Origin of the sequence: Pseudomonas sp. Z3-6, assembly GCF_051131985.1 — a bacterium.
Lineage (GTDB): Bacteria > Pseudomonadota > Gammaproteobacteria > Pseudomonadales > Pseudomonadaceae > Aquipseudomonas > Aquipseudomonas zanjanensis.
This window is the reverse complement of record NZ_CP071644.1, coordinates 3,845,268-3,862,625: the sequence shown is the minus strand read 5'-3', so window position 1 is coordinate 3,862,625 and position 17,358 is coordinate 3,845,268. Positions and strand designations below refer to the sequence as shown.

Sequence of the window (17,358 nt, the reverse complement as noted above, 5' to 3'; positions counted from 1 at the left end):
ATTAGAAGCCAGCGAGTCAGCCCTCCCAATGCGCGAAACGGACAGAATCGAGCGAGAAGCGGTCAATCGCTCACCCCAACGCTTTCACCGGGGCAAATTGGGCCAGGTGCTGGAGCGGTTCCTGGACAGTCATGCGGGCGGGAAGCACAAGGACTACAACCTAATCGAACTGGATCAGCTCTGGCGCGAGGCTGCGCGGGTCGATCCGGCGATCGGCTTGAACTTGTTCGGGTTATTCACGCCGCAGGACTGGCACGTCCTGGCCTACCTTTGCCTGTACAGTCCTGACGTCCTCTCGGCCATGCAGCTCTGGGCGCGGTACGCACCGCTGGCCGCTGACACCGACACGGTGCGTTTGGTCAATGATGAGAACGGCCTGGGGGTCGAGCTGAATGTCGACGCGCCGGGTGATCTGGCGCGGTATGTGGTCGAGCACTACGGCGTGATGGCCATTACGCAACTACGACAAGGAACGGGGAGGGACGTACAACCGGTTCTCGCCCAATTCGCCCATTCGCGACCCTCGTACTACCTCCAGTACAGCCACTGGTTCGGCGACCGTGTCGAGTTCGATTGCCCGGTCAACCGTTTCTACTTCGATGCCCCCAGCACACGTCTGCCGATGCAAACGCGTCATCACGGACTGCTGGAGCTGCTGACTCAGGAACTCGACCGTCGGTTGGCCACGCATCGCCACTTCACCGGTTGGTCGGCCCGGCTCGCCGAGGGCGTTCGACAATCGCTGGCCAAAGGCGAGACGCCGACGCTGGTGGATCTGGCGCACGCGCTGCACCAGACGCCGAGGACGCTGCGCCGGCGCCTTGAAGAACAAGGCACGACCTTCAGGCAATTGCTCGACCAGGTGCGCGCCGAACTGGAGCAACTCCTGGAAATGCAAGGCGAACCTATAGCGCAGATCGCCGCCCAACTGGGCTACAGCGATACGACCGCCTATCTGCATGCACGAAACCGGTGGCGTGCGGTGAAATAAGCCACTCCGCGCATTGCAGGCGTGTGCACATCGTGGCGAGGGAGCTTGCTCCCGCTGGGCTGTGCAGCGGCCCATTTTTGTGAGCTCCGAATGTATCTCAGCGTATCCTGGCTCACGATCGATACGGACGCTTGCATTCCAGCCCGTCGCTGACACATTCGCGATACCTGGCCAACGTCAAATGGGACCCATCGAGACGGCCCAAGCCGTCTCACTGGCTTACCCACGTCGTTCGCAAGGAGCTTCACATGGATATAAACAATTCCCCCGTACCCCGGCATCGCCGTCTGCTTGCACCCACGCTCCTGGCGTTGGCAATGATGCAGATGGGCGCCTTGGCATTGACCTCTTCCCCGGCCAGCGCGGCCGATCTGCCGGCGAGCACTGTCGGCGCGATCACCCCCGGCAGCCACACCTCGTTCGGCCCGCTCAAGCACGTCAAGGCCGGCCTGCTCGACGTTTCCTATGCCGAAGTGGGTCCCGCCGACGGGCCGGTGGTGATCCTGTTGCACGGTTGGCCCTATGACATCCACAGCTACGCCGATGTGGCGCCGGCGCTGGCAGAGAAGGGCTATCGCGTGCTGATCCCGTATGCCCGCGGTTATGGCGATACACGTTTCCTGTCTGCCAAGACCCTGCGCAACGGCCAGCCTTCGGCGTTGGCAAGCGATCTCATCGATTTCATGGACGCGCTGAACATCAAGCAGGCCGTGCTCGGCGGTTACGACTGGGGAGCACGCACCGCCGACATCGTCGCGGCCCTTTGGCCAGAGCGGGTGAAGGCGCTGGTGGCGGTGAGTGGCTACCTGATCGGCAGCCAGGAGGCCGGCAAGGCGCCGCTGCCGCCGGCTGCTGAGTTGCAGTGGTGGTACCAGTTCTACTTTGCGACCGAGCGTGGCCGTCTCGGTTATGAGAAGAACACCCACGACTTCGCCAAGCTGATCTGGAAGCTGGCGTCGCCGAAGTGGAATTTCGATGACGCGACGTTTGATCGAAGCGCCGCCGCCTTGCAGAACCCCGACCATGTCGCCGTTTCAATCTTCAACTATCGCTGGCGCCTGGGGCTGGTCAAGGGCGAAGCCAAATACGACAGGCTGGAGAAGAAACTGGCGACGTTCCCGTCGATCAGCGTGCCAACCATCACCCTGGAAGGCGACGCCAATGGCGCTCCCCATCCGCCCGCCGAAGCCTACGCCAAGCGCTTCTCCGGGAAATATGAGCATCGCCTGATCGATGGCGGCATCGGTCACAACCTGCCGCAAGAGGCGCCGCAGGCGTTCGCCCAGGCTGTGATCGATGCCGATCATCTTCGATGATGCTGCGTTCCTCATATCTATTGTGAAAGGTTGCCTGAAACAACGAGTTTTCCTCCCAAAGGCTGATACCGGAAATCACCTTGGATCAGGCAAACATGCCGGCGGATCCGGCAAGCGGATGGACGTTTCGCTCCACATACTCTCGCGGCCCTGAGGCCCTGCCACGCATGTATCCGAATGGTGGGGCCTTCTGTAGGCGTTCAAAAACATGTGTGCGAGTGCTTGATATGGAAAACAACGCGATCCGCTTTGCCTGCAACGGCTGCGGGGTTTGCTGCAAGGGTCGGCTGATTCCACTGACACTGGGAGAGGCAAGGCAGTGGCTACAACGCGGGCATGAGGTGGCGGTCGTACTGGAGGCATTCGATGAGTCGACCTGGCCCTCGGAACCGCGACAATTCGCCCACAGCGCCCAAAGGGCGGTGGAAGTCAACAGTGGCGATGCCCGAATTCGAGTTGTTGCGGTACTGGCAGGCAATGCGCTGACGCAGTGCCGCAATCTCGGCGACGATGGTCGTTGTGGGATCTATGAAGAGCGGCCGCTGGTTTGTCGGATCTACCCGATGGAAATCAATCCACTCATTGCCTTGCGTCCAGCCGACAAGATCTGTCCCCCCGAAGTCTGGGAGGCGGGCGAGGTCTTGTTCACCGACCGCGTCGTCGATCCGCTACTGGCCGATCAGATCGAACGTTCCCGCCAGGCGGACCGGGACGATGCCCAGGCCAAGATTGCGCTGTGTGAAGCCATGGGCCTGAGCGTCGCCGCTTGGAAGGGCAACGCGCTGGCGGTGTACTTGCCAGACCGAGTGCAGTTGGCTGAAGCGATCATGCGCTACGACCGCGCCCCCGTGGCACCGGCACGCGTGGACTGGAAAGTGCGGGTCGAGACGCCGGCCTTGGCCCAACGACTGTCGCAAGTAGGTGTCGCGTTGGACGATCAACCGTCCACCGGCTACATCTTCCAGACTCTTTAGGCAACCGACGGAGCCATCACTTTGTGCACTCCCAGCTTCTGAAATATCTTGTTATAACTGCCTCTGAGGGAGTGACGCCCGCCACAGCTCGTTGAATCGTGCAAGAAATAGCGCCAATCAGGCAAACGATCCGAACCGCCGACCCAGCATACTGCGTCCATATTGGCCCACGACTCGCGGCGATGCCGAACATTGTTCGCCATCGCCGCGAGTCGTGGGCCCGAGTTTCCAAGGAGTGAAGTGTGCACACCGATTTTAAAAGCGACCAGAGCGTCAGCGATATCAGTCGCCTGGTCGGTTCAGTCAGCCGGCATGTGCCCAGCGATGGCGACCAGATAACGGCTATTGCCGGTTTGACCCTGCATCGGCGCAAAGCGATCACCGCGCCGATGCATTGCCTCTACGGCCTGGGCATCGGCGTGACCTTGCAAGGCCGCAAACAAGCCATGATCGGGGACGAGATACTGACCTACGCGCCCGGTCAGTCCATGGTGACCTGCGTGGATCTGCCGGTCATTTCCCATGTTTCCCAAGCCAGCGTCGCCAAGCCATTCCTGGGCATGATGCTCAGATTCGACAGCACGATGGTGATGCAGGTGGCCGAGCGCATGCAGCTGTCACAACGCATGCGCGACGACGCGTTTCGACCGATAACCGTACAAGCGCTGGATGCTGGCGTACTGGACGCCCTGCGACGCTTGATAGCGCTATTGGAGGAGCCGTCCCTGCTTGAGACGGTGGCGCCGCTGATCAAGGAAGAGATCGTCGCTCGCCTGTTGAGTGGTGCCCACGCGCCGCAGTTGCTGCATGTGATTGCTGCCGGTTCACCCAGCCAGCACATTGCCAAGACCGTCGCCTGGCTGAAACTGAATTTTCGCCAGGCGTTGCGCATGGACGATCTGGCGGCACAAGCCCACATGAGTCCTTCCACATTTCGCCAGCATTTTCGCACTGTAACCGGCATGAGCCCGTTGCAATACCAGAAGCAACTGCGGCTACAAGCCGCTCGGCAGTTGATGTTGAGCCAGAACGTCGACGCGAGTAGTGCAGGGGGCTTGGTTGGCTATGAAAGTGCCTCGCAGTTCAGCCGTGAATACAGCCGTCTCTTTGGGGCGCCGCCGCAGCGGGATATCAAACGGATTCGCTTGTGATCGCGAGGCTGCCTGGCATTGCGACCAGACAGCCTCGCCCCATCACACTAACTTGAACGGCAACTCACGCAACGGTTTACCCGTCAGGCTCGCCACGGCGTTGGCAAAAGCGGGGGCCAACGCTGGCAGGCCGGGTTCGCCCATTCCCGTGGGCGGCTCGGCGCTGGGCACGATGTGGACGGCGAATTCCGGCATGTCGGTAATGCGCGGCACGCTGAAGTCGGCAAAATTGCTCTGCTGCACCACGCCGTCCTTCAGGGTGACGGCGCCACCGGGCAGGCACATCGACAAGCCCATCAGCGCCGCGCCCTGGACCTGGGCCTCGACGCTGCGTGGGTTGACGACCAGGTTGCAGTGCACGCCGGCGGTCACGTTGTGCAGCACGGGGCGGCCATCCTGCACCGAGGCTTCGACCACATATGCCACCACCGAACTGAACGACTCGTGGACCGCCACGCCCCAGGCACGGCCCGCCGCTAGCTGGCGCTTGCCGTACTCGCTCTTGTCCACGGCCAACTGCAGCGCTTCGCGATGGCGTGGGCTCTGGTCGCCAAACAACTTCATCCGGTACGCCACCGGATCCTGTTTGGTGGTGCGGGCGATCTCGTCGATCAACGTCTCCATCACAAACGCCGTATGGGTGGAGCCTACGCTGCGCCACCACAATACGGGCACGTTGAGCTTGGGATGATGAACTGTCAGGCGCATGGGCAGCGGATAGGGATTGCGCATGCCCTCGGTGGCGGTCGGGTCGATGCCATTTTTTACCCGCCCGCCAAACACGGTGCCGGTGATGATCGATTGGCCCACCAAGGCGTGGTCCCAGGCGAGGACCTTGCCGCTGTCGTCAAAACCGATACGCGCACGGTGCAGATGCATAGGGCGGTAGTAGCCGCCCTTGATGTCGTCTTCCCGGCTCCAAAGGGTGCGGATAGGGGCGTTGACTCCCGCAGTGCGGGCGGCCTTGGCGACTTCGCAGGCCATTACCACGAAATCGTTGGTGGGCACGCCGCGCCGGCCAAAACCACCGCCAGCGGTCTGTACGTTGACCTGGATCTGCTCGGGCTTGAGGTTCAGTACCTTGGCGGCCGCGGCACCGTCGCCGCCGGGGAACTGCGTGCCGACCCACAGTTGAGCGCTGTCCTGGGCGAGCTGCACCGTGCAGTTCAGAGGCTCCATCGGGGCGTGGGCGAGGTAGGGAAACACGAACTCGGCGTCCAGTTGATGCGGCGCGCTGGCCAGCGGCGTCATATCGGCGTCGAAGTGCAACGGGCCGGGCTGGCTGGCCAGCTCGCGGTATTGAGCCAGTTGTTTTTCGCTGTCGACTTTTTCCACGGTAGAAGTGTTCCATTCCACCTTCAGTGCATCCCGGGCCAACTTCGCCTGCCAGTAACCGTCGGCGACCACGGCGACACCTTCGGCGCCGCCGTCCAGCGGCACGCGCAACACGGCTTTGACGCCTTTCGTGGCCCGCGCGGCGCTGTCATCCAGGGACGCAATCCTGGCGCCGAACACCGGTGGTCGAGCGACGACCGCTGTGAGCTGCCCCGGCAGGTGCATGTCGATGCCGAAATCCTGCTGGCCGCTGCTCTTGGCCTTGGCATCGATGCGGGTGGTGGCCTGGCCGATGATGCGGAAATCCTTGGGGTCCTTGAGGGTGATCCGCTCGGGCACCGGCATTGTCATCGCCGCTTCTGCCAGTTCGCCGTAGCTCGCCTTGCGACCCTCGGGCCCGAGTACCATGCCGGCCTGTGTACGCAGGCTCGCCACGTCCACACTCCAGCGGGCGGCGGCCGCACTCAGCAGCATGGCGCGCGCGCGGGCGCCGAGCTCACGGTACTGGGTGTAGCTGTTCTTGATCGTGTTGGAGCCACCGGTGAGGTGAATGCCGAAGGCCGGGTCCATGTAGGCGGCGTCGTTGCTGCCGTTGCGACTGCGCACCAGGCTCCAGTCGGCATCCAGTTCCTCGGCGAGAATCATCGGCAGTGCGGTTTGTACGCCCTGGCCGAACTCCAAGCGGTTGATGGTCACCGTGACTTCGCCATTGGGCGCGATCTGGACGAATGCGGAGGGTTGCTGGGTCGGCTTGAGCGGCGCTGCGGCGGCGCCATTGGCCTCCTGCGCCAAGGCCAGGTGCGGGAACGCACCCAAGGCCAGGCCGCCGATGCCGACGATCTTGAGAAAACTGCGCCGGGGCAGGGCTGCTGGGCCGTCAGCCTCGTCGCGCTCAAGCATCTGTTGCAAGGCGCGGGGGAGCTCGTTCGGGAATATCTCGTTCAACATGGTCGGCTCCGATCAGGCAAGGGTCTTGGCGGCATCAGCCACCGCGGCGCGGATTCGGGCGTAGGTGCCACAGCGACAGATATTGCCGGCCATGGCCGAGTCGATCTCGGCCACCGTGGGCTGCTTGCCCTTGGGCTGGGCCTTGAGGAATGCGGTCGCGCTCATGATCTGGCCGCTCTGGCAGTAGCCGCATTGCGCCACGTCGTGCTTGACCCACGCCTCGTGCACCGCATTGCCGACCGGGTCGCTGCCGTTGGTGGCCGCTTCGATGGTGGTGATTTTCTTGCCTTCGGCGGCGGCGATGGGCGTCACGCAGGAACGAATGGCCTGGCCGTCCAGGTGCACGGTGCAGGCACCACACAACGCCGCGCCGCAGCCGAACTTGGTGCCGGTCATGCCCAGCGTATCGCGCAGGGTCCAGAGAATCGGGGTGCCAGGGTCTACGTCGACCGTGTATTCACGGCCGTTTATGTTTAGGGCGCTCATAGGGGGACCAGCTCCAGATGGTTTGGCTCTGGTTAACTATAGGAAGGAATGGTTGGGGTGGGTTGCACGATCCGGGCTGATTCTTGCCTGATCTTGCAAACCAAACCGGGATATCAGTCCCCAAGCGTAATAGATCCGTGTTGCTAGATGCTCTGCGCAAAGCCATGGCGTTCTGCGGACCACACCACGGCCAACGTCAGCAGCAGGAGAACGACCAAGACCGGCGCAAACGCAACGACCCCCAGGTGATCGAGCAGCAGACCACCGACGATCCCGCCACCGGCAATGGCCAGGTTCCAGGCCGTGACCAGCATGGACTGGGCGAGATCCGCCGCGTCCCCAGCCGTCTTGGCGATGGCTGTCTGAAACAGCGTCCCAGCCCCTCCGAAAGCGATTCCCCAAGCCGCCACCGCGATATAAACCGCCGCAGGCGTGTCGCTCATCACGCCAAGTGTCAATGCCGCAAGGGCGAACAGCACCGTGCCGGCCAGCGTCAACGCCCGCAGGTGGCGATCGATCAGCACGCCGACGACCCAGATCCCCAGCAACGACGCGACACCGAAGACCAGCAGGACCAGATCTATCCGCTCGCCCAGGCCCGCCGCCGTCAAAAACGGCGCGATATAGGTAAAGAGAATGTTGTGCGCCAGGACAAACGCCAGCACCACGAACAACACCGAGCGAACGCCCGGGAGAGTGAAAACCTGACCCAAGGCAAGGCGCTTATGGGTGGCTTGCCCTGGGAAGTCAGGCACCTTGAGTCGGACCCAGACCATCAAGGCGACGGCGAACAGGCTCATGATGGCGAAGCTCATCCGCCAACCGATCAGGTTGCCGAGCAACGTACCGGCGGGTACGCCCAGGGATAACGCCAAGGGCGCGCCCACCATGGCGATCGCTATCGCCCGGCCTTTCTGGTGTTCGGGCACCATGCGGGCGGCATAGCCGGCCAACAAGGCCCAAAGCAACCCGGCCGATACGCCACCCAGCAAGCGCGCGACTATCGTCAAACCATAATGCGTGGAAAGCGTCGTGACGGTATTGGCCACGGCGAAACCGGCAATGGCGAGCAACAAAAGCGCTCTGCGCCGCATGCCTTGGGTCGCTGCCGTCAGCGGAATGGCCGCCAACAAGGAACCTATCGCGTAGACGGTGACCAACTGGCCGGCGAGGGATTCGGAGATCGCCAGCCCTTCGCTGATCTGTGAGAGAAGGCCGGCGGGCAAGGCTTCGGTGAGAATGGTCACGAACGCCGCCAGCGCCAGGGCAAATAGTGAACCGATGGGAAGCGGTGCGGTGTCTTGAACGACCTCGGCATCGATATGGGTATTGGCAATCGTCATGGGGCACCTGCCTGGAGCGCTGATAAGTGTCGACCACGGTAAGTGCGCGTCTTTTGCGAGACAAGAATGCTAGAGTGCAGAACACATCGGAAAAAATGTCCGCAATGGGGGCTGACTTGGAATCGCTGAGCGGGATTGATTTTTTTGTGCGCGCGGCCGAAACCCGCAGCTTTTCAGAAGCGGGCAGGGCGCTCGGCATTTCCTCTTCGGCGGTGGGCAAAAGCGTGGCCCGGCTCGAGGCGCGACTGGGAGTCCGCCTGTTTCATCGCAGCACGCGCAGTATCACGCTGACGGCGGAAGGGACGCTGTTCCTCGAGCGTTGCCGGCGTATTCTGTGCGAAGTCGAAGCGGCCGAGTTGGAGCTGTCGGAAACCCGCAAGGCGCCCCGGGGCAAACTGCGCGTGAGTTTGCCACTGGTTGCGGATCTGGTCATGCCGACGCTGATCGCCTTCATGCGCCGCTACCCCAGTATCGAACTGGACCTGGATTTCTCCGACAGGCTGGTGGACATCATCGAGGAAGGTTTCGATGCGGTCATTCGGACCGGAGAACCGAGCGACTCTCGGCTGATGTCGCGCCCGTTGGGTACGTTCACGCTGGTTGTGGTTGGGTCGCCCCGGTACTTCGCCGAACACGGCACACCGCAGGTGCCGGCGGATCTGCTGCGGCATGCCTGCCTGCTGTACAAATTCCCCAGCACTGGCCGGATGCAAGTCTGGCCGGTAAACGGCGAAGGGGAGCCGGATCTCAACCTGCCGGCCACCCTGGTTTGCAACACCACCGAAGCGTTGCTGCATGTCGTGCACGATGCGTTGGGGATCGCTTGCGTGCCGGACTTCACCGTGCGCAAGGCCATCGCCAGCGGTGAGCTGGTCACCGTCCTGGATGACTTCAACCGGTATCAGAACACCTTCCGCATGCTCTGGCCTTCCAGCAAACATTTGGCGCCGAAACTGCGGGTGTTCATCGATTTCATGAGCAGTGAATTATTCAAATGACGCTTGGGCGCTTTTGTGGCGAGGGAGCTTGCTCCCGCTTGAGTGCGCAGCGCTCATCACTTTTTGGGGGCCGCTGCGCGCCCCAGCGGGAGCAAGCTCCCTCGCCACAAGACCGTGCTGTTCTCGAAGCCCTTATGCCTCCTGAACCACCGCCATCGCGAGCAGGCACAACATTCAGGTCTATCCCAGCCCCTTGTGGGAGCGAGCCTGCTCGCGAAGAGGGCAGCCAATCCAACACTCATTTAGCTGAACCACCGCCATCGCAAGCAAGCTCGCTCCCACAGGGGAATCAAGGCGCCTTGTTCTCGACCAGGCAGTTTCCACCATCCACCACGATGACTTCGCCAGTGAGGTAGCTGGCCTCTGCCGACGCCAGGAAAGCCACCAATGCCGCCACCTCTTCGGGACGTCCGGCCCGGCCCATCGGCGTGTAGCCAGCTGCCTTGGCTTCCTCGGCGGCGGTCGACCCCGTGGTGATCCAGCCGGGCGCGACGCTGTTGACAGTGATCCCTTGCTGGGCGACTTCCAGCGCCAGGCTCATGCTCATGCCAACCATTGCGGCTTTCGCGGCGCTGTAAGCCGCTTCACCGGGGTTGCTGCAGCGGGTGCCGGTCGTGGAACTGATGTTGACGATGCGCCCGTAACGACGCGCACGCATGCCGGGCAGGACCGCCCGCGTAAGCAGAAAGGCCGTGGTGAGGTTTCGCGCCAGTGTCAGGTTCCAGGTGTGCAGGTCCATGGTCGCCAAGTCGGAAAAAAACTCCGGACTGCCTTGCATGGCCATGCCCGCGTTGTTCACCAGAATATCGACCTGCCCCCAGACGGATTCCGCCCATACCATAAACTCACGGACCTGGTTTTCATCGGTAAGATCGAGAGCCCGCCCTTCGACGTCGAACCCTTCGGCACGCAACTCTGCGACGCGTTCGAGGATGCGTGCGCTGCTGGCGGTGATGATCAGTCTGGCACCGGCGGCACCCAACCTGCGGGCGATTGCCATGCCGATTCCGATTTCACTGCCAACCCCGCTGACAAGGGCCACGGGGTTCTGTCCGGTTGGGTTTGGCATGGTGTCTCCAGAGGTTGTAAGTGATTGCCTGGTGTCTGAACCCTATCGTCGAGACTTACGGCACCGTTTGCTCCTGATAACCCTTGCGCAGTTTTTCCGCGATCAGCTTTTCAGCTTCCCGCAGTGCACGTTCGGGGCTCTCCAGAGATTTGATCAGGGTTTGACCCTTGGTCCCCATGCGGCCGAAGTTGACCACTACATCCGTCGCCGTGACGCCGATGCGCCAGAACTTGTTGGAGTTGCCTTCCCCAAAGGTGAACTCACGCATTGAGGTTGCCGGTTCAGCGACAGGCTCCGATGGCGGTTCGGTGTCGACGCTTTCCTCCTCTGGCTCCGGCTCCAACAACACGGGCGCCTCTTCACCACGAAGCAGGGCTTCGATCCGGTTCAGCACCTCTTCACGATCCCGCAGCCAGTCATGGCTGAGTACGTCGATGATCTTCCAGCCGAAACTGCGCAGCACGGTCGGCCGGAACACATAACGTTCGCGCACGTTCGCCGTCGCCGACGCGTCGCTATCGAGCAGGATACCGAGGCTGAAGTGTTCGCCGCTGGCATCGCTAATCGCCAGGTCGCAACGGAATTGCGAACGCCCGACAAACTCCTGCACCTCGTGCCCGCGCTTGCGCAGGGCGCTGGCGAGGGCGGCGCGCAGGCTGTCCTTGGGCAGGGTGACGGCAAAGGACTGCTTGGCCCCCGGATTGAGGTTGGCCAGGATGCCCTGGGAGCGCGGCGCGTCACCGTTCGCGCTGGCCTGGGCAAATTGCAGGAAGGCACGAAGGGCCGCGGCACCGTCATTGTGGGTGTTGGTGATGGCATCGGCCTCGATGCTGGAAATGATCGCCATGCGTTTGCGCGCGCGGCTGAAAATCACGTTGAGGCGTTTTTCCCCGCCGCGCTGATTGATCGGGCCGAAATTCATCAGCATTTTGCCGTTCGGCCCTGGCGCATAGCAGATGCTCAGGATGATCACGTCACGTTCGTCACCCTGGACGTTTTCCAGGTTCTTGACGAACAGGCCGTTGAATTGCCCGGCGTCTTCACGCACGTATTCGCGCTCAAGGCGCGTGGCGAAGGCCGGGTCACTGGCTGCAAGGTTCTCCAGCGCCTGTTCTATTTCCCCTTGCTGCGCTTCGGAAAACGCCACGATGCCCAGGCTCAGGCCTGTCTCGCGTCGCAGCAATTCACGCACCAGGTTGGCGATGTAACGCGCCTCGGCCACGTTGCTGCGGCTGAGGTACACGCCATCGCGCATCTTCAGGAAGCTGATAGGGCTGTCGAGCAAGGTATCGGCGCCCTGGATGACCGCCTGTTCATCGGTGGATTCCAGCGGCCCGTTGGCCGGGGCCGGGCGCTCGATCCGGCGGTCGGGGATCGTGATAAGTCGCCCTTCATAGAAGGCCGCGTTGGAAAAACTGATCAGCGCTTCGTGCCGACTGCGGTAGTGCCAGGCCAGCAGGGTGGCTGGCAGATTGCGTGCGGCCTGGCTCAGCAGGCTGTCGGCGTCGAGGTTGATCTCGATCTGTTCTCCGTCCTCCATGGCAATCAACTCATTGTCGTCCTGGTCGCCGCCACTGGAGAAGAAGTTGGTCGGTGGCAACTGCATCTCATCGCCCACCACAATCACCTGCTGCGCACGGCTCAGGGCGGGCACGGCTTCTTCGCTGGGGATTTGGCTGGCTTCGTCGAAGATCACCACGTCGAACAGGTCCGGGGCCAGGGGCAGGGTGTCGGACACCGACAATGGGCTCATCAGCCAGATGGGCTTGAGGTCATTGATCACCCGGCCACTGTCGCCGCTGGCCAGTTCACGGATGGAGCGATAACGCATGGTCTTGCCCAACTCGTGCTCCAGCTCACGGCGGCCTTTGGCATAGGCTTTCTTGAACTCACGGGCCGCGGCATCCAGTTGGGTCACCGACATGGCCGACTGCTTCACATGTTCGAGGAAGCGTTGCTGCAACGTAGCGCTAAGGACATGGGCGTTGTGTTTGAGCAGGCTGTTTTCGGCCTGGCTGACCTGGCGGGTCGCCAGGCTCAAGGCCGCGCCATCGAAGCGCGCCAGTTGCGGGTTGGCGCGATACAGGCGGGTCAGGTTCTCCTGGGCAATTAAGGCATCAAGGGATCGCTGCACCAGGGCGTGCTGTTGCAAGGCCAGCAGGCAGACCGGGTCGGCCTGATGCAGCTCATTGAGCAAGGGCAGGCTATCGGGCAGTTCGTCGAGTTCTTCGCGCAGGTCGCGCAGGTACTCGGCCAGCGTCCCCAGGCTCGGTGCCGGCTCGAACACACAGTACTGACCGACGAGTTGGGCCAGGCGCGCCACGGGCTGACGCAGGTTGGCCTCCTGGCGCACAGCGGGTAAGGCTTCAGGGCTGTTGCGCAGGCGTTCGACCCATTGTCGCAACAGGGGCGAGGTGTTCAGTTGTTGCAGCAAGGCGTGCAGGTTTTGCACAAAGACGTCGACGTCTTGCACGCCATAGAGACCTTGCAGGCGCTGTTGCTCGACCTGTAGCTGGGCATTGACCACGTGTTCGCCAGCAAGGTTGTCGAGCACGCTGCGATAACTTGGGCGTATGGCGTGTTGACTGAAGTCATAACGCCGTTGAAGTTCGCTACGCAGTCGCCACCAGGCCGGTTGCAGCCAACGCAGCAACGACCCTTCCAGGCGTTGCACCAGGGCTTGGGCCCCTTGGGTATCTTGCGCGTCGAGTTTGTCGCGCCAGTGGCGGTTCGTCTCACGGATGCTGTGTTGCTGCACGGTCAACGTCTGCAAGGCGGCATGTTCCGCGTGCAGTGTCTGGGAGCCCGGTGAGCCGGGTTCCAGCAGGTCAAGATGAGATACCAGGTTGGAGCCGCTCATTTGCTCGGCCGTCTGGGTCAAGACCTGCGCATCAACCAGGCCCGTGTCACTGGACAACAGGCTCGACGATGACTCCAGCAGTGGCTCGACGCTGTCCATCAGCCCGCTGGCTTCATCCAGGAATGCCTTGAGCTGGCCATAGGCATGTTCGTGGGTGATGACGCTTGAGGCCAGGCGACTGAAAGGGTGGCGCGCAAAACTGTCGAGGCCGAAGCGCTCGGTCATGGCTTGGTACAGCCGCCCGGTCAGTTCGTTTTGTGACTGCCAACGGCGCCATTCAGGCAGGCGCTCCAGGGCTTCGGGGGGCAGTTTTGCAGCAGCGCTGGGCAGTTCGATCAAGTGTCGCACCAGCTCGCGCACTGAACACGCAAGGGTTTGCGGAACCGCGGCCATGGCCTGCTCAAAGTGCTCGATCAGGTCCAACTGTTGAGTCATGGTGGCGAGGACGGCGCTGCGTCTTGCTTGCAGCTGTGATGACTGGGCATCGCCAGCGATCCAACGCTCATAACATTCGCGCAGGTTGCCGACGAAGGCTTTCTTGTCACTCTGGGAGTCGTGGATCAGGCAGCACAGCTCACCCAGCTCACTCTGTTGCAAGCGATGGAACACCACGTCCAACGCCGCACGCTTCTCGCAAACAAACAGCACCCGCAGGCCGCGGCCGGCGTAATCGGCGATCAGGTTGGTGATGGTCTGGGACTTGCCGGTGCCCGGCGGCCCTTGAATGATAAAGTTGCGCCCGGTTCGCGCCAGACTGACGGCGGCGTTCTGCGTGGCATCGCCGGCGACGACATTCCATTGCTCCGGCAGCGGGATCGGGTCTGGCGCCTGGACTTCGATCTCCCGGGGTTCGATGGAGAACATACGGTCGAACGCCTCGTTCTGGGCCGGTTCCTCGATCAATTGCGCGTAGTCGCGTACCAGCGACATTTTGCGGTAGTTGAAATTCGCCAGGGTGACCTGGGTCAGGTCGATATCCCAGGCGTAACGATGCCCTTGGTCCTGGGGCAGGGCGAAGGTGCTGCTCTCGGTGCTGCTCGCCACCATTTGCGGGTGCTGGGTGCGCACCGCAGGCTTGGCGCCGACGGCACTGCGCAGGGGCAGGTCGCTGGGCAGGACCTTTTCCCGGAACAACTGCAGGCCCAGCGGGCGATAGTCCTCGCGGTCGTAGCTGAAGTCTGGTTTCACCGGCGGCATGGCCGAGCGCTGGCGGGCGCGGCGGCGCTGGAAGTGATGCAGGTGCTGGACCGCTTTCTGATGGATCAGCTCGATTTGCGGTTTGCTTTGCAGACGCAGTTCAACGCCCGGCTCAGTCAGTTTGATCTGCCGGGCGATGTCGGCGTGAATGGTTTCCAGGGATGTTGTCTGCAGGTCCACGGTTTCCGGTAGCTGGATGTCGTAGAGCTGGCGCAGTTGGTGACGCAGCACCGGATTGAACTCGGCCTCGGTCTCATCGCACTTGAGCACAAACTGGTCGCGCACGCCCTTTTTCCGACTCAGCTCCACCGATAGCCACAGCAACGGCGTGACGATGCGTTCTTCCGGGGTGTCCTTGAGGTTATGCCAGCGCATGAACGCCACCACCAGGCGCAGGTTGCTGAAACCAAACTCGGCACGGTCGCGACGGGTTTCCTGAATGATGCGTTCCAGGGACGTCTGCAACCAGGCCTGGTCTTCAAAGCGCAGCCATTGCTGCAAGCCCACGGGGTTGCCGCTCAGCACCTGCTCGGAAAAGCCGCCAAAGCTCGCTTGCCAGGTGCACAACGCTTCCGGGCGGATACTCTCGATGCGCATCACCAGCGGCACGCTCGCCACGGTGAGGTTGATGTTGGCCTGGGTGGGACGGAAGTACAGCAGTCGATTGCGCCGGGACAGGTCGAACAGCCGATTGCGCAGGTGCTCCAGCACCACTGTACGTCGAGAGGCCGGGCCTTCGGCCTCGGCCAGCACCCGCTCAACGTCGAGGCTGGCCGGCTGTTCGCGCCAGGTTTCCAGGCGCCGCGCCAATGAGCCGACGTCGGTGGCACGCTCGTGGCGGTTGAGCTCGGTCATCTCATTGATGAGGTTCGCCAGCACCGGGTTGAGCCGGCCATTGAGCTGGAACAGGTTGCGTCGATGCTGGGCAAAGGATTTGAGGTCGTCGAGGTCGGCGAAATCCAGCCCGCAGGCCAGGCAAGCCAGCAACTGGCCCAACTGGAAGATGTCGGTGATTTCGTCGTGATGACCCAGGCTGTGTTCCCAGCTGTGCAACTCGGTGAGAAACACGGGATGGTCGATGGTCTGGTGCGGATCTTCCTGGACCTGCAAATTGGCAATCGCCACGCCGTCTTTCGAATCGCGGGTCAAGCGCATATTGCCGATGATGTTCAGCGCCGATTCCGGGTTGGGCTGCACCTGCTTGATGGCTTCCAGCGCCAGGCGCGGCGACAGGCCTTCAGGGTTGCGCAGTTGCAAGGTACGCTCGGGCCCCAGGATGACGTCGAGGTAACCCAAATGGGCCACGCGGCCGAGTTCATGCAGTTGGGCCACTTGCCGCAGCAGCGGCAGCATCAGGAACAGCACATCATCGATCGGTACCGCAGCCCCATCGTGGCTCAGGAGTAATTGCTTGAACGTTACTGGCTGATTCATTGGGTCCATGTGTCGACCTCCGCCTTGAGCGCGCGAATGAGCGGGTCGAGCTCGCGTTTGGGAAGTTTGATATCGCGCTTGAGCACGTTGATAAAGTCGTCGGCGCTGCCCAATTTTTTCGCGGTGCGTGCGGCATGCAGCAAGGCATCATCCCGCAGGTCGTGGTCCACCAGACACAGATCGAGCATGATGAAATGCAGGTACTCGTGGATGCTCGCATCAATGCGCTCGACGTCCAAGGTACTGAGGTCCAATGGTGTTTCGGTGTCTTTCCAATCGGGAAAGAAACCGCGTACCTGGTTGCCGACAGCCTCTGACTGCAAGGCCGGCGCATTGATGAAACTGGCGATAAAACGGCGGGTGAGGGCGGTGAGCTCGACCTGGTCGGTCACATCCAGGCGGTTGAGCGACAACGGCCCACGCAGGCGGCGGTGCAGCCAGGCGTCAATGTCCGGGATCTGCTGCCACCAACTGTCCAGTGCCTGTGAGCGCAGGAAGGTCTCCGGGTGGGACACGCCCCGGGACAGTTGCGCGCCGTTACCGTCCAGTTCCTTGGCTTGTTGCAAGTAACTGGCAGCATTGACCGTGACAATACCGGTGTGCACCTTGACCAATGTAGTGATTGCCGCCTCGGGCCCACTGGCCACCAATGCCGCACCTCGGTCCGCGTAGATTTCGGTGTGCAGGCTATACAAACGGGCGGTTTGCTCCAGGCTCGCCGGCGTATAAACATCGGCCAGGGTGTGGTTGAGGATGCGCTCGGCAGTCAGGTAGTCGCCGTCATGCTCGGACCACAGCCGGTAATGCGCCAGCTCATGTCCCAAGAGCGCGAGTAATTCCTGGGCGTCGAGACGCTCGAGGATCGGGCCGTAGAACACCACATGCACTTCACCGGCGAGGTAATAGAGACTGGCATTCATGCCGCCATCTCCGGCCTGGTACAGCGTGGCCGGTGCCTGGATGTGCAAGCGCTGGAGCGCGGTTTCGCAGGCTTGATAAGCGTCGGGATGCGTATCGGGATGGAGTCGGTACGTATCGCGCAGCAGTTGCGCGCGAACCTCTTGCGCGTGTTCCTGCTGAACCCCTAGCGATGAGGCCCAACTCCAGACAGCCGGCTCGCTGGTCTTCAGGTAATTCACCACCTGCTGGTGGTACGGCAATGGCGTCAAGTTGCTGATATCCAGCGCGGGGTTACTCATCGTTCAACATCCTTGAGGATACGGCTCCATACGCTGTGCCTGGGCAGCAACGGCATG

Annotated in this window: 11 protein-coding genes; 5 read left to right on the top strand and 6 right to left on the bottom strand. The window is 62.2% G+C overall.

The features are described from left to right. Positions 1-28 precede the first annotated feature (28 nt). From J3P88_RS17135 to J3P88_RS17120, 4 genes are all read left to right on the top strand, one after another. On the top strand, positions 29-991 hold the full coding sequence (locus J3P88_RS17135; protein WP_434570492.1) for an AraC family transcriptional regulator ligand-binding domain-containing protein: 963 nt from the start codon (positions 29-31) through the stop codon (positions 989-991). Between the two features lie 248 nt (positions 992-1,239). Continuing rightward, on the top strand, positions 1,240-2,307 hold the full coding sequence (locus tag J3P88_RS17130) for an alpha/beta fold hydrolase (protein ID WP_434570490.1): 1,068 nt from the start codon (positions 1,240-1,242) through the stop codon (positions 2,305-2,307). 227 nt (positions 2,308-2,534) lie between these two features. Further along, on the top strand, positions 2,535-3,281 hold the full coding sequence (locus J3P88_RS17125; RefSeq protein ID WP_434570489.1) for a YkgJ family cysteine cluster protein: 747 nt from the start codon (positions 2,535-2,537) through the stop codon (positions 3,279-3,281). A 242-nt stretch (positions 3,282-3,523) separates the two neighbouring features. Further along, positions 3,524-4,432 (top strand): AraC family transcriptional regulator N-terminal domain-containing protein, encoded by a 909-nt coding sequence (locus J3P88_RS17120; RefSeq protein WP_434570487.1) that lies wholly within the window; start codon positions 3,524-3,526, stop codon positions 4,430-4,432. Between the two features lie 42 nt (positions 4,433-4,474). On the opposite strand, the gene J3P88_RS17115 is transcribed toward J3P88_RS17120, so the two are convergent. From J3P88_RS17115 to J3P88_RS17105, 3 genes are all read right to left on the bottom strand, one after another. Next, complete coding sequence (locus J3P88_RS17115) at positions 4,475-6,715, bottom strand: molybdopterin cofactor-binding domain-containing protein (RefSeq protein WP_434570485.1); 2,241 nt, start codon at positions 6,713-6,715, stop codon at positions 4,475-4,477. 12 nt (positions 6,716-6,727) lie between these two features. Next, complete coding sequence (locus J3P88_RS17110) at positions 6,728-7,201, bottom strand: (2Fe-2S)-binding protein (RefSeq protein WP_186730926.1); 474 nt, start codon at positions 7,199-7,201, stop codon at positions 6,728-6,730. Positions 7,202-7,344: 143 nt separating this feature from the next. Then, positions 7,345-8,544 (bottom strand): MFS transporter, encoded by a 1,200-nt coding sequence (locus tag J3P88_RS17105; RefSeq protein WP_434570483.1) that lies wholly within the window; start codon positions 8,542-8,544, stop codon positions 7,345-7,347. A 116-nt stretch (positions 8,545-8,660) separates the two neighbouring features. On the opposite strand from J3P88_RS17105, the gene J3P88_RS17100 reads away from it, so the two are divergent. Next, the gene (locus J3P88_RS17100) at positions 8,661-9,542 is read left to right on the top strand and encodes a LysR family transcriptional regulator (protein ID WP_434570481.1); all 882 of its coding nucleotides are present in this window, start codon (positions 8,661-8,663) and stop codon (positions 9,540-9,542) included. Positions 9,543-9,831: 289 nt separating this feature from the next. On the opposite strand, the gene J3P88_RS17095 is transcribed toward J3P88_RS17100, so the two are convergent. The 3 genes from J3P88_RS17095 to J3P88_RS17085 are packed head-to-tail and all read right to left on the bottom strand — an operon-like array spanning position 9,832 to position 17,301. Beyond that, positions 9,832-10,611, bottom strand: coding sequence for an SDR family NAD(P)-dependent oxidoreductase (locus J3P88_RS17095; RefSeq protein ID WP_434570479.1), 780 nt, complete (start codon positions 10,609-10,611; stop codon positions 9,832-9,834). A gap of 55 nt (positions 10,612-10,666) precedes the next feature. Beyond that, positions 10,667-16,111, bottom strand: a complete 5,445-nt coding sequence (locus J3P88_RS17090) for an AAA domain-containing protein (RefSeq protein ID WP_434570477.1) — start codon at positions 16,109-16,111, stop codon at positions 10,667-10,669. Continuing rightward, on the bottom strand, positions 16,099-17,301 hold the full coding sequence (locus J3P88_RS17085; RefSeq protein ID WP_434570475.1) for a M48 family metalloprotease: 1,203 nt from the start codon (positions 17,299-17,301) through the stop codon (positions 16,099-16,101). Before J3P88_RS17085 ends, J3P88_RS17090 begins: the two co-directional genes overlap by 13 nt. Positions 17,302-17,358: the final 57 nt, after the last annotated feature.

Coding starts and splice junctions, on each gene's coding strand:
- J3P88_RS17110 (WP_186730926.1), bottom strand. CDS start 7,201: ATGAGCGCCCTAAACATAAACGGCCGTGAATACACGGTCGACGTAGAC.
- J3P88_RS17115 (WP_434570485.1), bottom strand. CDS start 6,715: ATGTTGAACGAGATATTCCCGAACGAGCTCCCCCGCGCCTTGCAACAG.
- J3P88_RS17125 (WP_434570489.1), top strand. CDS start 2,535: ATGGAAAACAACGCGATCCGCTTTGCCTGCAACGGCTGCGGGGTTTGC.
- J3P88_RS17135 (WP_434570492.1), top strand. CDS start 29: ATGCGCGAAACGGACAGAATCGAGCGAGAAGCGGTCAATCGCTCACCC.
- J3P88_RS17090 (WP_434570477.1), bottom strand. CDS start 16,111: ATGGACCCAATGAATCAGCCAGTAACGTTCAAGCAATTACTCCTGAGC.
- J3P88_RS17085 (WP_434570475.1), bottom strand. CDS start 17,301: ATGAGTAACCCCGCGCTGGATATCAGCAACTTGACGCCATTGCCGTAC.
- J3P88_RS17105 (WP_434570483.1), bottom strand. CDS start 8,544: ATGACGATTGCCAATACCCATATCGATGCCGAGGTCGTTCAAGACACC.
- J3P88_RS17095 (WP_434570479.1), bottom strand. CDS start 10,611: ATGCCAAACCCAACCGGACAGAACCCCGTGGCCCTTGTCAGCGGGGTT.
- J3P88_RS17130 (WP_434570490.1), top strand. CDS start 1,240: ATGGATATAAACAATTCCCCCGTACCCCGGCATCGCCGTCTGCTTGCA.